Origin of the sequence: Allorhizobium undicola ORS 992 = ATCC 700741 (assembly GCF_000621665.1) — a bacterium.
GTDB lineage: Bacteria > Pseudomonadota > Alphaproteobacteria > Rhizobiales > Rhizobiaceae > Allorhizobium > Allorhizobium undicola.
In genome coordinates this window covers 26,260-39,198 of the sequence record NZ_JHXQ01000018.1, presented here as the reverse complement: position 1 = coordinate 39,198, position 12,939 = coordinate 26,260, and the positions used below count along the sequence as shown (strand labels likewise).

Here is a 12,939-nt window from a genome sequence, read left to right as displayed (position 1 = left end):
ACCATGCCCGACACGCAGGCCCGCATTGGCTATGGCATCACCTTTGAAATGGCGGATGCGGCTACCCCCACGGATTTTGTTTACCTGTCCGAGGTCTATGACGTAACGCCGCCGTCCGACAGCACGGATTCCGTGGACGTGACGCATATGCAGAGCCCCAGCCGCACGCGCGAATTTATCGAGGGGCTGACTGACCCGGGCGAAATGTCTTTCGAGATGAACTATGTTCCGGGTTCTGCCTCTGACCTGGCGCTGATGGCCGCAAAGGGCAAGCGGAAGTATTGCCGCGTGACTTTTCCGAATGGCGTGCAGCTGCTGTTTTACGGCCTGCGGCAATCCTATGAAAAAGCGGCGCCCACCGATGACAAGATGACGGCGACGGTGACATTCAAGGTTTCCGGCGAACCGATCATGACTACTGCCGCCGCCCCGCGCAACATCACTGCGCCTACGATCACGGGAACGGCGCAGGTGGGCGTGCCGCTGACACTCGATCCCGGCATATGGGCTGGTGCCAGCGACATCACCGTGCAGTGGAAGGCCGCTGGCGCCGCGATCAGCGGTGCAACAGGCACGTCGTATGTGCCGGTTTCCGGGAATGTCGGTGACCCGATCACCGCCGATGTGATGGGGGCGAATGACGACTTCTCGACCACCGTGACCACCACGGCGACTGCAAACGTCATTGCCTGAGGGTTCCAGCGATGAGCAATTCCGTGCGCGGCATCGTCACCCGCGAAATCAATGGCGAACGATACGAATTCCGGCTGGCAGCCAATGAGTGGTGCGAGCTGGAGGCCGAATTCGGGCAGACCACCGGCGAGATCCTGCAACAGTTTTCTGCGGAGGGCGAGGCAGGAAAGTTCAACATGTCGCGGGTGCGATCGCTGTTTCGTGCGGCGCTGTTGCGTGGCCAGCCGAGCGTGACCAGCCAGGAGGCCGGAGACCTGATTTCCGAAATCGGCATCCCGGCGGCTGGCGCGCTGATCGTTGACGTCGTCAAAGCCTCCATGCCGCAGCAGGAGGATGGTGGCGCGGGAAAGCCGAAGGCGGCGGGGACGAAAGCGCCTCGCCGCTGAACTGGGGCGATCTGTTTGAGGCATGGGTGGAAGCAGGACAGCCGCCGGGTGATTTCTGGTCGCTGACGCTGCGCGAAATCATGCATGTGCTGGCGGCGTGCAAGCGCCGACGGCAATTCGAGCACAGCCAGCATGCGTGGCTGGCGCACACGGTGGCATTTCTCACGGCCTATGCGCCGGAAAAAGCCACCAAATTCCCGAAACTGGAAAAGCTGCTGCCCAAGGTAGAGCAGAAGCCGAAAGCGGCGCCGCATTGGCGCGATGTGCTGGCCAAGGTGGCGGCCTGGGCGAAGGGGTAAGGGTATGGCAAATGCGGTGATTGGCGCGCTGCGCGTCACTCTGGGGCTGGATACCGCCAGCTTCCAGAAGGATATTGCCAGCGCCATGAAAAGCCTAAAAAGCATTGGCAAAGGCTTCGCCGAAGTTGGCAATACCATGTCGGCGGCGGTATCCGCGCCAATAGCCGCCTTTGGCGCATTGACGCTAAAAACTGCCGGTGACTTTGAGGCGGGGATGAACCGCGTCGGGGAGGCGACCGGGGCAACGGGCGATGAAATCTCCGCGATGCGGCAGCTTGCCGTGCGGCTTGGTGCGGATACCAGCTTTTCGGCTACGGAAGCCGCCGACGCCATGGAGATGCTGGCGAAAAACGGCTTGAGCGCCGGGCAGATCCTGGGCGGTGCGACGGATGCCAGCCTGAAACTGGCTTCCGCCACGGGTACGGATCTCGCCTCAGCTGCGGACGCGGCCACTGATGTGATGGCTAGTTTCGGTGTGCAGGCGAAGGATCTTGGCACGGTGGTTGACCAAATCACCGGCGTGACGCTGCAATCGAAATTCGGATTTGCGGATTATCAGCTGGCGCTTTCGCAGGCGGGCGGCGTGGCAGGCGCGCTTGGCGTTTCCCTTCAGGACTTCAATGCCGTTTTGACGGCAACAAGTTCGGCGTTTTCCAGTGGTTCGGATGCCGGGACTTCGTTCAAGTCGTTCCTCACCTCGCTCAACCCGAAATCCAAAAGCGCAGCGGACGCCATGAAGGCGCTGGGCCTTGAGTTTTACAACGCCGACGGCTCTATGAAGAGCATGTCTGCTGTGGCGGAAGAGCTGGCAAGCAAGATGGGGCAACTGTCCCAGGAAGAGCTTTCCCAGAACATGAACGACATCTTCGGCGTGGACGGCATGCGCACGGCCATTCTGTTGATGAAAACGGGCGGTAAGGGCATTGACGAACTCAAAGCCAAAATTGCCGGTGCATCTGCTGCCGATCAGGCGGCGGCGCGTATGAAGGGGTTTAACGGGCAGCTTGAACAGCTTTCCGGCGCTTTTGAAAGCCTCCAGATTGCAATTGCCGACAGCGGATTGCTGAAGGTGATGACGGATATCGTGGCCAGTCTGGCCGATCTGGTGGCAAGTCTTTCGCAAGCGAACCCGGCGTTGCTGCGGGCTGGGGTGGTGTTTGCGGCTGTGGCGGCTGCGGCCGGGCCGATTGCCGTGACGCTTGGTGCCGTGGTGGCCGTGGTGGCAGCACTCGGCGCGCCGATCACGGCGGTGGTGGTAGGTGCTACTGCGCTGGCAGCTGCCGGTGCGGCCATCTATGCGAGCTGGGATGAAATTCGGGTGCAGTTTCCCACCATTGCAACGGTAGTGGAAGGCGCGATTTCGATCGTCAAGGCCTCGTTCGATACGCTTAAGCAAAATGCGCAAGCATTGGTTTCCGGTATCGTGGCGTTGTTCACGGGCGATTTTGCGGGGGCATTCCAGTCTGTTCAGCAGATTGCGCATAATTTTTCGGAGCTGTGGCTGAACATTGCTGAAACGGTTTTTCCCGGCGCCCGGGAAGCCATTGTTTCGGGCGTTCAATCCATTGTGACGGCCATGTCGGACTTCGGCTCACAAGTGGTGCAGGTGTTTGCTGCCTTGCCCGGCCAGATGCTGGAAATCGGCAGCCAGATCATGACCGGGCTGTGGAGCGGGATCAAAAGCCAATGGGAAAATGTGAAGGCGGGCGTGGTTGGCATTGCCACGGGCATCAAAAACAGCGTCACCGATTATTTCGATATCCACTCACCCTCAAAGCTCATGACCGATATCGGCGGCTATATCGGCGAGGGACTGGCCAATGGTATTTCCGGGCAGCAATCCAACGTGGTGGCCAGCGCCACCAGCGTGGCGGGAGCGGCAAAAACTGCGCTGTCTGACATTGACGCCACCGGCCAGGGGCTGGCGAAAAACATGGACAGTGCGTTTTCATCAATCGGTTCCGGGCTGGCCGATGCCATCAAGGGCACGAAAAGTTGGGGCGATGTGGCGAAGAGCGTATTTTCCTCGCTGGCGCAAAGCCTGTTCAGCACCATGAACTTTGGCAGCGGCGTGGGTGGCTCCCTGCTGAAGGGGCTGTTTTCCGGGCTGACGGGCTTTGCCACCGGCGGCAGCATTCTGCCGGGCGGGGCAGGCGGCATCGATAGCCAGGTGGTGGCATTCCGCAAAAGCCCCACTGAGCAGGTGGATATTTACGATCCGCGCAAGACGAAAAGCTCCGGCGGGGGCGGCAGTTTCTACAGCATCGATGCACGCGGCGCGGACATGGGCGCGGTGGCGCGCATGGAGGCGGCATTGAAGAAGCTGGACGGCAGCATTGAAAAGCGGGCCGTGGCGGCAAGCAGAACCAAGCAGTTGAGGGGCACGGTATAATGGCGCGTTTGCTGGATTGGCCGGTTGGCGTTGGCATTCGCGCCTGGGAGCCATTGGCCGGGCCGCCGACAATCGGCGCGGGAAGCACAACCTCTGTCGGAAACTTCATGCAGACCTTGGCCTCGCCCTATGGCGGGTGGGCCTATCAGTTCACGCTACCGGCCTGCAAGGATCAGGCGGCGCGACGGCTGCGGGGCTGGATCACGGCCATGCACGGCGGAGCCAATGCCACCCGTGTGCCATGGTATGATGCCGATGTGATGAGCCTGGAGGATGCGGGGGCGAACTACACGCCCTTGCAGATCCGCGATGGCATGCCATGGGACAATGAGCAGCCCTGGGCCAATGACCGGAACTGGGCGGCGCAATACCCGCTGGTGCCGGTGGTTGAGGCGTCGGCGCTGGATTCAACCTTTGTCAAGCTCGGACCCGCCTTCTGGGGTCATGTGCTGGATATGGGCGATGAATTCGGCTTCAACGGCCATTTCGGCAAATACATGGTGACCGAGGTTGTCGAGCCGGGCTGGTACCGGATCTGGCCGCAGCTGCGGCGGGCCGTGACGACGGATGATGTTGCCACGCTGGAGCCGGTCATGGCCATGCGGATGATGAGTGCGGATGCGGCCAGCCTTTCCCGCGATACCGGCTACATGCCGGAAACGGTGATCTCGCTTTACGAGGTCGAGGATTACTATGTCCGCGACTATTTCACGGAATGAGCCATGACACAGTTTACCGAAACGGACGTGGAATTTCTGCGCCGTCCGCATGTGGCAAAGCTCTGGCTTTTTGAAATTGAGCTGACGGATTCCAGCATCTGGCGGGTGCATGGCGGGGCCGGGCGGGTGACGCTGGGCGGCTATGAGTGGCAAGGTGTCTCCGATCCGCTGGGGCGCCAGCTGGTGCAGGTGGGCACGGTAACCGATCCGCGCTTTGGGCAGGCCGCAAAGGTGGACATCGTTCTTTCCGGCGCCAATGCGGATTTTGTGAAAAGCGTCAAGGCCAGCGCCCGCGACATGGAGGGCCGGGCCTGCAACGCCTATTTCACGCTGATCGACCAGGAAACATTCGAAATGTGGCCGGGTGGACTGAAGAAGCTGTTCCCTGGCTATGTTTCAGCACCGAAAATCTACCGGCAGGGCGTCGGCACGCGCACCGTTTCCATCACGGTGGAGAGCCTATGGCACAGCCAGAATTTTCCCTTTGGCGGCTATTGGACCTATTCCAGCCAGTTGCGGCGCTATCCGGGGGATAAGGGGCTGCAATATGCGGGCGTGGATATTCAGGAGATCATCAAGGCATGATTGCGGATATCGACGGCGCATTGCGGGCCTATATCGAGGCGGCGCAAGACCTGCCCTATGAGTGGGGCAAAAGCGATTGCACCAGCTGGGCGGCGGCCTGGGTGGAGCGGGTGCATGGCCGCAAGGTGAAGCGTCCGCGCTGGAAAAGCCAGGATGAGGCACATGCGCTCATTGCCCGGCGCGGCTCCCTTCTGGCGCTGTGGTCCGATGTGCTGGAGGAATTTGGCCTTCAGCCCGGCTATGGTGATCCGCAGCCCGGCGATGTCGGGCTGATTGAAACCCGGCTGGCCGGGGTGGTGGGTGGCATTTTCATTCAACACGGGCTGTTTTGCTGGCGCGGCGAACCCTATGGCACGCGCCCGATGATGATCCGGTCCTACAAGGCGTTCTGGTCTATCCGATGAAATTCGTGAAAATTGGGCTTCTGGGCTCGGCGTCCCTGCTGGCGCTGACTGTGCCAGCGCACGCCGATCCGATCAGTACAGTGCTGGGCAGCGTAATTTTTCAAGCGCTCTACACCATCGGCGTGCCGGGCGCGATTGCGAATTTCGTGGCGGTGAATGGCCTCGGCCTGCTGGCGGCTGCCGGGACGATCATTTCCGGACTTTCCCAGCGTGCGGGCTCGGTAAAGCCGTCCGACATGAAAAGCACTTATTCCACCGAGGAAAGCCCCGTGCGCGAAACCATCGGGCGCGATCGCTCGGCAGGGCTGAAATTCTTCGGCATGACGGATGGCGACACGCGCTGGCGCGTGATTGGCCATGCCGTGGGGCCGGTGGATGCAATCGAGGAATACTACCTCGGCAATTACGAGGTGGTGGTGGATGAGGACACGGGCGATGTGACCTCGCCGCCCTGGCCGCGCGAAAGCGGCAGCTGGGCCAAGGTGGAAACGAAGCTTGGCACGACCGATGCGGCGGCGTGGCCAGCGCTGATTGCCGCGTTTCCCGATAACTGGACTTCAAGCCACCGGCTGCTGGGGATTTTTCAAAATCTGGTGACGTTCTACAATCCTGGGTTGGAGGAAAAGAAATACCTCTCGCTCTATCAGGGCGGAACGCCATCGCTGGAGCTGGTTTATCGCGGATCGCGGGTCTATCAGGCCGATCAATCCGGCCACAGCGCAACAGATTCCAGCACCTGGACGTGGGACGATAACAGCACCTGGGCAATTATCCATGTGATGCGGCGTGACAGCCGCCTCTATGACCCGGCGCTCTATAACTGGACAAAGCTGATCGAAACCGCCGCAAAGTGCGATGCACTGGTGGCGACGAAGGACGGCAACAAGAAGCGCTCGCGGCTGTGGGGAACATGGTCCTACGAGGACAAGCGCAGCGACACGCTGCAAAAGATGCTGGACAGCTCCGGCCTTGAAATCCGCCTCGATGCCGATGGCCTGATCTATCTCGACATGATCGAGGATCAGCCCACGGCGGAAATCGCCTTTACTGATCGCGATATCATCGAGGACACGTGGCAGGGTGGGCCGGAGGCGGTAGAGCGACCCAACATCTGCCGGGTGAAATACCGCTGCCAGAACCGCGATTTTGAAATCTCCGAAATCAACATGGACGGCATTGCCTGGGCCATTGTTGAGGATGAGGTGGCGCGTTACGGCGAAAAATACCTGGATGTGGAGCTGGAATATTGCCCGGATGCGGGGCAGGCGCAGCGCATTGCCCGGCGCAAGTTTTTGATGGCCCGGGCGGACACGGTTTCCGTGGTGACGCAAATGGTGGGGCTGGCGGCCTGGGGCAAGCGTTTTTGCAGCATCCAGACAGAATATGACGATGAGGCGCAGATCGCCTGGATCGACCCCATTGCTTTCGAGGATTCGGATGGAAAGGTGACGTTGCCGCTCACCATCTGGCCGGACCTTCCGGCATGGAACGTGGAAACCGATGAGGCCGCAGCGCCGGAAGAAACGCCGACGCTCAACTATGTGGCGGATATCGCCGCACCCTCCGCGCCCACCTATGCCATCCAGACCACGGCGCCCGACGGCACGCGGCATCTGCGCATTCCCTACACTGTCAGCGGATCGCCGGATACGGTGGAGGCGAATTACCGCAGCTATACCGATGATGTTCCAACCTCCTGGCGCTCAATGACCGAGGCGTCCGGCATTGCCTATGCGGTGCTTTCGTCATCGCTGCTGGGGCAGCAGATCGACGCGCGGTTGCGCGTATTCGAGGATGGGGAGGGCTCGGACTTTTCCGATGTTGCATCCCTGACTGTTGGAGTGGATAACGGCACGCCCAACACGCCAACACTGGTCAGCGGCGGCACGTCCGCCGATGGGCAGACGGCTATTCTCAGCGTGACCGTGCGCGTTGTCGATTTCCGCGTGGCTGCCGTGCAGTTGTTGCGCGGGGGCTCTGTCGTGCAGAGCTACACCTATGTGCCGGGCGGCGTCATCGGCTTTTCGGAATCGATCCCGCTCGGGCCATCCGGCGGGAACGTGGTGTGGGTGGTTCGTGCCATCACCACCAATGGAAATGCATCCGGCGGGCTCAGCTTCTCGCAATTCATCAGCGACAACAGCGGCGGCAGCAGCTGACGCCTCGCACCTTTCAGACAATTTTCTAAACCAGAGGGAAATCCGCATGTTCACGCGACAGGCGCGGCAGGTGTTTGCCGGTTATGCAGTCAATGGTGATCCCCGCAAGGTGGTGCCGCTCGATGCGCAGTTGTGGGGCGCAGAAATGGAAGAGGCCATCAAAACCCTCACCAATGTGTCCGGCACTACTTTTTCGGTTGATACCAAGGCCGAGATTGATGCGGATTTGGCGCATGCTGCCGGAACAGTTGCGATTGTCTGGAGCGATTCCAGCCCGGAAAACAATGGCTACTGGAAGAAGATCGGTGCTTCCGGCACAGGCGGCTGGAGCTGGAAAGCGCCGCTGCCTGTCGGCATCAACTGGGGCGTCGATACGGGTGCGGGCACTGCCAATGCCATTCAAGTTACCACGCGCGTCGGTGTCTCCTCCTATCAGTTGATCGGCTGGCAGCTGTTTGAGGCCACCAGCGAAGAGCCTGTCACCGTGATTTTCAATGGTGGCAGCGCGGCATACTCAATTAAGACCAACCAGGGCACCAATGCCAGCGCACTTTCCGCCGGCATGTGGGTTTTTGGTATCATCGATTCCAGCGACAGCAGTTTCAGGTTGCTGATTGATGAAGATATCTCCGATCTGGTGGCGCAGGCAGAGGCGGCGAGGGATGAAGCGGTCGCCGCTGCAGATGAGGCTGCCAGTCTCCTGCTGCATGTGCCGAGATGTTTTTTGACCCGTGCCGCCGCAGTGTCGGCGCTGTCGTCTATTTCGTCATTGAATGACGGAGCTGTTATATTTGCGGGAGGGTTGGAGTACCAAAGGTCGTCTGCGGCGACCGCCATCAGCGATATGCCGGGATGGCTGCCGTATGGCAAAGTGAATATGCGGCACTTCACGTCTGCGTGGGCTGTCGATTGTGGTCCTGCCCTTCGTGCTGCGCGTGACTATGTGGTTTCGTTGGGTGGCGGCACGATTTATGTGACTGGCCGCGATAATGTGGCTACCTCGACGGAAACCATCACTTGCTGCGAGGTCCAAAGCAGCGCATTTGTTGCATCGTCCACCTTGACGACGATTATTGCGCTGCCAGCCGGTGTTAGCCTTGTTGGTGATGAAGCTACCACGCGCCGAAAGGCAAAGATCGCTGTGACCACGGCGGGAATTGGCGCAATAATTACGCTTTACGACTACAAGAACGGCCGAGTATCCGACCTTGAAATCCAAGGGTACGGTAGCGCAAACAACACCGCGCAAGGTGTGTGGTTTGCTGTCACTTCAATGGACAATATCAATCAGGACATTGAGCTGTCCCGACTGTATATCCACGATGTCGGCTCGTATGGCATCGGGCATAATTACGGATTACCTGTACGTGTCACTGTTCGCGATATCGTACTGCATGACTTAGGCTCAGATGGTATTGATTGGAAAGTAAGATCGTCGTCTGTGGCCGCTACATACTCGGAAAGTGTCTATTTCGAGAACATTGAAATTCGTCGGTTTGGTTTGCGCATTACTGGCAGCTCCAGTACTGGTCTTGGTCTTCGCGGGCCTGCACAAATCAACGGCATCCGGGTGTACGAGATTGCCGATGGAAAAACTGGCATTCAGCTAGTGCCGGGTATCGCCAACTCGACCAATCAGGATTACCGAATCTCAGCAAATCGAGTCAGCATGGTGGATTGGTATTGCGAAGCCGCAAACCGCTACAGTACCGGGACGTTGCCGATTGGCTTGGAGGTATTCGCCACAGAGGCGTGTGATATTGGCCCCGGCGTGGCGCGTTGGTGCAAGATTATGACCACGCCAGAAAGCAGTACGCCCTACGCGCCTCTAAATGGCTCTCGCATTCGAGCTGTTGTTATTCCGCGATGCAACGCCATTGGTGTGCATCTGACGGCACCAACGTCTTCGGTCGATGTAGATGTTCAATCGGATTACGATTTGTATAGCACGAAGAAGGGGAATGCCACCTCTGGTCAAAAGACCTTCTCGTGCGTTTCGGGAGCCGGATCGTACATTAAGGTGGTCAAAGGTACGACCGAACTAACGCTAAACACGGACTATACCGTCAGCAGCGATACTGTGACTCTGACAACGGGCATTGCGACCGACGAAAACCTTTTCATTGTCTACGCAGCAGCAACAGCAGTGCGCGTTGAGGCTGATTACTGTCACATCATGGGCCGTGGCGATAGGTGGTGTAAAGCCGGGGTAGTATACTCGGCGCAGACCAACTTTGATACGGGATCGCATCTCGCCTTCTTGTGGCTTGGCCGAACCGCCAACATGTCGCTGATCAACAGCACGTCCGTTCTTGGCCTTTGCGCCACGGGCTCCAACCAAGCCTTGCGTGTGCAGGGCTCTGGTACAGGCCGTGCCGAAATCAACCGGCCGTCGATGCTCAATCTATCCACCTATGCGGACAACGCTGCGGCCACGGCTGCTGGTCTAACGGCGGGAATGAATTACCGCACTTCAACCGGCGCTATCATGGTGGTCTATTAACGTGCGCAATTAGACGCACCTCGGCAAATCAATAGGTAAAATCTTATGAACCGCTTGCCTTCGCGCAGGCCGCAGCTCGTGCCGCATTGGCGGCGCGTGGCGCGGCGTAGTGCTGTCGTTCTCGTCTCCTCGTTTTCGTCGCTGCTGTCGGCTGCGCCATTTCTGGTGCCGCAATTGCAGCAAGCGTTGGACCCGTGGACCTGCCTCATGATCAGCGCGGGCATTTTCGCGCTGATCCCGATCCTCCGCCTCATCAAACAGGACATGGGTATTTCCGATGCCGATCAACAAGATTAAGCCCACGGCCCGGGCAAAGCGGGCCATTGCTGCATCCGGCGGGGTGGCCGTTGTGCTGGCCGGCACTGCGCTGGTGCAGCCGTGGGAAGGCCTGCGCACGTCCGCCTATCGCGACATTGTTGGCGTTGCCACGGTTTGTTACGGCGAGACCAAGGGCGTGAAAATGGGTGATAGCTATTCCAAACAGGAATGTGAGGAGATGCTGTGGCAGCGCCTGAAGGCGGATTACGAAGCTCCGCTCCGGCGCTGCATCGCAACCTTTGACGCTGCGCCGGTCTCGTGGCGCGCCGCCTCGATCTCGCTGGCATACAATGTCGGGACCGGCGCTGTCTGCACCTCGACAGCAGCCACGCTGGCGCGGCGCCAGGATTGGCGCGGTAGCTGCGATGCGATGACCCGGTTTAACCGCGCTGGGGGCAACGTTGTGACGGGTCTCGTCAACCGTCGAGAAAACGGCGATGCCGCCCGCATGGGCGAGGCTGAGCTTTGCGTGAGTGGTCTGTGATGTCCACCAGCCTCTCTGACATCATCAAAATCCCGGCTGCGCTGCTGATCGGCGCGGCCATTTCGGCGCTGATTGTCATCACGTCTTACGAGGGGCTGCGCCTGCCGCTGATCGGGCAGGTGATTGATGGCCGGGTCGCTGAAGCCGTGAACGCTGCCAAGGAGGATCTTGTAGCCGTTGCCGATCTGGCAGCCGCCCGGGCCGAGGCGGAAAAGCTGGCGGAGGATCTGGCGCGGGCCGAGACGCTGCGCCAGATGGCGGAGCGCAATGTGGCAGCCCTCATGCAACAGGACGAAGACGATGCAAAGACGATCGCTGCGGCGCAGTCCGCCGACGATGGCGCTGATGGCGCTCGCTACACTGCCCGGGATATTGAGTGGATGCGTCACCGACAGCGCCGCGCGCGCTGAAATCGCCCACGCCGCCGCCGCGCGGGCCGTGGCGCAGGCCTCGACCAATCTGCCGGAACGCCCCGCAATTTGCAGGGAGCATTTCACGCGCCCGGCATTGCCGCGCGCGGATGATCTGGCCCGGCATCGCGAGGACCAATGGCAGGCAGCCGCTGACGCCGCTGACCGGCGCGTGGATTTCTGCGGGAATTTTTATGACCAGGTGCGGGCGGCCTATGGACCTCCCCCGCTGAACGAGGAGCAGGGACAATGACGACGCAGAGTGTTGTGAACTGCCCGGCCGGGCAATGGACATTGATTGCGAGTGGCGCAACGAGCGCGATCGGTATTCAATTTCGAAACAAGCTTGCCTCGGGCGTCATCCTGCCGACATCGAGCAGTACGAGCCCGGCTGCTAAAAATGATGCGCAGGGGTGGTTTGACCTGGCCGGTTATGAGCCCCTGCATAATCTGGCGGCGGCGGCGGCAGATTATTGGTGGTTTCAGCCAAATGGAGCGGCGGCGCTGACACTCGCGGTGTGGGTGGCGTGACATGGTCAGCTTTGGAGGGTGGAACAGCGTTTCCTCATTTATAGGCGCAACCTCTTCGGCGCCCGGCCGCGCCGGCCCTGCGCCAGCGCCAGCGGCTGGCGATCATTGGCGCGTTCTGCGGGGCGATGGCGTGTGGTTCGGCGTGGCGCTGCCATGGCAATTGACCCGCGCCTATGCGGCGGATGAGCCTGTCGTGACCAACGGCGGCATGATTGCCATGGCCAATGCTGCCATTCCCGCCAACACCGCATTTTCGTGGGGCACAACCGGCGCGACGTGGCGACCAGTGCTGCCAGCGATTTTCAACTGGCGCGGCGTTTATGCCAGCGGCATGTCCATGGCGATCAATGATGTGGCGGTGCACTCGACCTCAATGGCTTCGCCATTAATGTGCGCCGCTATTGCTCACGCCGCCACAGGGCTTCTGGTGGACACCACCAGGGCCGCGGGATTGAGCAATACCGGTTGCATGGTCCCGTTTCTGGGTTCCAACGGCAATTATGCGGAGTTTGTCGCTATTGGCGCCAGCGCCGCCAGCCAGGGCGGCGCGGGTCTCATGCCGGCGCAAGCGCAAGGCACGCAGTCCTATCCTATCAGAGGCAATCTGGTCGCGAGGCCGAACGATTATTTTTTCGCTGGCGGCTCCATCGACCAGGACAGCGTGGTGGCGAACACCATCATCAATTTCGGGACGACATTTGACACGGCTGGCAACATCTCTGTCACCAGCAGCCAGAATGTCGTTCTCCGATCAGGCCGGTCATATGAGTTGATGGCGGCGGCGGCGGGCAATGTGGGCAGCAGCGGCGATACCCGCTTGCAGTTCTACAACGTGACTGACAGCGCATGGATGGGCAAAGCCTCGATCATGTACCCAACATCTGGCGCTGGCAATGGCGCGCATCAGCCCATCGCCATGGCAACGCTGCGCGGGCTATCCGCGGACAAAACCATCCAATTGCGCTGCCTGTCTGCCGTAAACGCAACGACACTCTATGCGGCCAGCACATGGCTGCGCGTCACCGAGATTTGACCGATTTTACAGCCATGGAGCAG

At 60.1% G+C, this 12,939-nt stretch carries 15 protein-coding genes; all 15 read left to right on the top strand.

The genetic code is table 11. The annotated features are described in order from the left end of the window. Positions 1 to 3: 3 nt before the first annotated feature. The 15 genes from T424_RS0115060 to T424_RS0114990 are packed head-to-tail and all read left to right on the top strand — an operon-like array spanning position 4 to position 12,916. Positions 4 to 693, top strand: coding sequence for a phage tail tube protein (locus T424_RS0115060; protein WP_027488468.1), 690 nt, complete (start codon positions 4 to 6; stop codon positions 691 to 693). An 11-nt stretch (positions 694 to 704) separates the two neighbouring features. Then, positions 705 to 1,079 carry a GTA-gp10 family protein gene (locus tag T424_RS0115055; RefSeq protein ID WP_027488467.1) on the top strand — a complete coding sequence of 125 codons (375 nt, stop codon included), beginning with the start codon at positions 705 to 707 and terminating at the stop codon, positions 1,077 to 1,079. A 26-nt stretch (positions 1,080 to 1,105) separates the two neighbouring features. Continuing rightward, on the top strand, positions 1,106 to 1,378 hold the full coding sequence (locus tag T424_RS21190; protein WP_051559031.1) for a hypothetical protein: 273 nt from the start codon (positions 1,106 to 1,108) through the stop codon (positions 1,376 to 1,378). 4 nt (positions 1,379 to 1,382) lie between these two features. Then, the gene (locus T424_RS0115045) at positions 1,383 to 3,770 is read left to right on the top strand and encodes a phage tail tape measure protein (protein WP_027488466.1); all 2,388 of its coding nucleotides are present in this window, start codon (positions 1,383 to 1,385) and stop codon (positions 3,768 to 3,770) included. Next, positions 3,770 to 4,489, top strand: coding sequence for a hypothetical protein (locus tag T424_RS0115040; protein WP_027488465.1), 720 nt, complete (start codon positions 3,770 to 3,772; stop codon positions 4,487 to 4,489). The genes T424_RS0115045 and T424_RS0115040 overlap by 1 nt, the downstream gene beginning before the upstream one ends. 3 nt (positions 4,490 to 4,492) lie before the next feature. Further along, the gene (locus T424_RS0115035) at positions 4,493 to 5,074 is read left to right on the top strand and encodes a hypothetical protein (RefSeq protein ID WP_027488464.1); all 582 of its coding nucleotides are present in this window, start codon (positions 4,493 to 4,495) and stop codon (positions 5,072 to 5,074) included. Further along, on the top strand, positions 5,071 to 5,478 hold the full coding sequence (locus T424_RS0115030; protein WP_027488463.1) for a DUF6950 family protein: 408 nt from the start codon (positions 5,071 to 5,073) through the stop codon (positions 5,476 to 5,478). Before T424_RS0115035 ends, T424_RS0115030 begins: the two co-directional genes overlap by 4 nt. Then, on the top strand, positions 5,475 to 7,637 hold the full coding sequence (locus T424_RS0115025; RefSeq protein WP_027488462.1) for a hypothetical protein: 2,163 nt from the start codon (positions 5,475 to 5,477) through the stop codon (positions 7,635 to 7,637). The genes T424_RS0115030 and T424_RS0115025 overlap by 4 nt, the downstream gene beginning before the upstream one ends. 46 nt (positions 7,638 to 7,683) lie before the next feature. Next, on the top strand, positions 7,684 to 10,140 hold the full coding sequence (locus T424_RS0115020; protein ID WP_027488461.1) for a hypothetical protein: 2,457 nt from the start codon (positions 7,684 to 7,686) through the stop codon (positions 10,138 to 10,140). A gap of 45 nt (positions 10,141 to 10,185) precedes the next feature. Beyond that, entirely contained in the window at positions 10,186 to 10,437 is a 252-nt protein-coding gene (locus T424_RS0115015; protein WP_027488460.1) for a DUF7940 domain-containing protein, read from the top strand. Beyond that, positions 10,418 to 10,942, top strand: a complete 525-nt coding sequence (locus tag T424_RS21185) for a lysozyme (RefSeq protein ID WP_037067895.1) — start codon at positions 10,418 to 10,420, stop codon at positions 10,940 to 10,942. Before T424_RS0115015 ends, T424_RS21185 begins: the two co-directional genes overlap by 20 nt. Further along, complete coding sequence (locus tag T424_RS21830) at positions 10,942 to 11,352, top strand: hypothetical protein (protein WP_027488459.1); 411 nt, start codon at positions 10,942 to 10,944, stop codon at positions 11,350 to 11,352. Before T424_RS21185 ends, T424_RS21830 begins: the two co-directional genes overlap by 1 nt. Further along, positions 11,315 to 11,605, top strand: a complete 291-nt coding sequence (locus T424_RS21175) for a hypothetical protein (RefSeq protein ID WP_210164400.1) — start codon at positions 11,315 to 11,317, stop codon at positions 11,603 to 11,605. The genes T424_RS21830 and T424_RS21175 overlap by 38 nt, the downstream gene beginning before the upstream one ends. After that, positions 11,602 to 11,883: a hypothetical protein gene (locus T424_RS0114995; RefSeq protein ID WP_027488457.1), complete on the top strand. Its 282-nt coding sequence runs from the start codon at positions 11,602 to 11,604 to the stop codon at positions 11,881 to 11,883. Before T424_RS21175 ends, T424_RS0114995 begins: the two co-directional genes overlap by 4 nt. Before the next feature lies 1 nt (position 11,884). After that, a complete protein-coding gene (locus T424_RS0114990) occupies positions 11,885 to 12,916 on the top strand; it encodes a hypothetical protein (protein WP_027488456.1) in 1,032 nt (343 codons plus the stop codon). Positions 12,917 to 12,939: the final 23 nt, after the last annotated feature.

Excerpts from the sequence above, each read along its gene's own strand:
- T424_RS0115040 (WP_027488465.1), top strand. The coding sequence starts at position 3,770 with ATGGCGCGTTTGCTGGATTGGCCGGTTGGCGTTGGCATTCGCGCCTGG.
- T424_RS0115060 (WP_027488468.1), top strand. The coding sequence starts at position 4 with ATGCCCGACACGCAGGCCCGCATTGGCTATGGCATCACCTTTGAAATG.
- T424_RS0115045 (WP_027488466.1), top strand. The coding sequence starts at position 1,383 with ATGGCAAATGCGGTGATTGGCGCGCTGCGCGTCACTCTGGGGCTGGAT.
- T424_RS0115015 (WP_027488460.1), top strand. The coding sequence starts at position 10,186 with ATGAACCGCTTGCCTTCGCGCAGGCCGCAGCTCGTGCCGCATTGGCGG.
- T424_RS0115030 (WP_027488463.1), top strand. The coding sequence starts at position 5,071 with ATGATTGCGGATATCGACGGCGCATTGCGGGCCTATATCGAGGCGGCG.
- T424_RS0115055 (WP_027488467.1), top strand. The coding sequence starts at position 705 with ATGAGCAATTCCGTGCGCGGCATCGTCACCCGCGAAATCAATGGCGAA.
- T424_RS21185 (WP_037067895.1), top strand. The coding sequence starts at position 10,418 with ATGCCGATCAACAAGATTAAGCCCACGGCCCGGGCAAAGCGGGCCATT.
- T424_RS21830 (WP_027488459.1), top strand. The coding sequence starts at position 10,942 with ATGTCCACCAGCCTCTCTGACATCATCAAAATCCCGGCTGCGCTGCTG.
- T424_RS0114995 (WP_027488457.1), top strand. The coding sequence starts at position 11,602 with ATGACGACGCAGAGTGTTGTGAACTGCCCGGCCGGGCAATGGACATTG.
- T424_RS0114990 (WP_027488456.1), top strand. The coding sequence starts at position 11,885 with ATGGTCAGCTTTGGAGGGTGGAACAGCGTTTCCTCATTTATAGGCGCA.
- T424_RS0115020 (WP_027488461.1), top strand. The coding sequence starts at position 7,684 with ATGTTCACGCGACAGGCGCGGCAGGTGTTTGCCGGTTATGCAGTCAAT.
- T424_RS0115025 (WP_027488462.1), top strand. The coding sequence starts at position 5,475 with ATGAAATTCGTGAAAATTGGGCTTCTGGGCTCGGCGTCCCTGCTGGCG.
- T424_RS0115035 (WP_027488464.1), top strand. The coding sequence starts at position 4,493 with ATGACACAGTTTACCGAAACGGACGTGGAATTTCTGCGCCGTCCGCAT.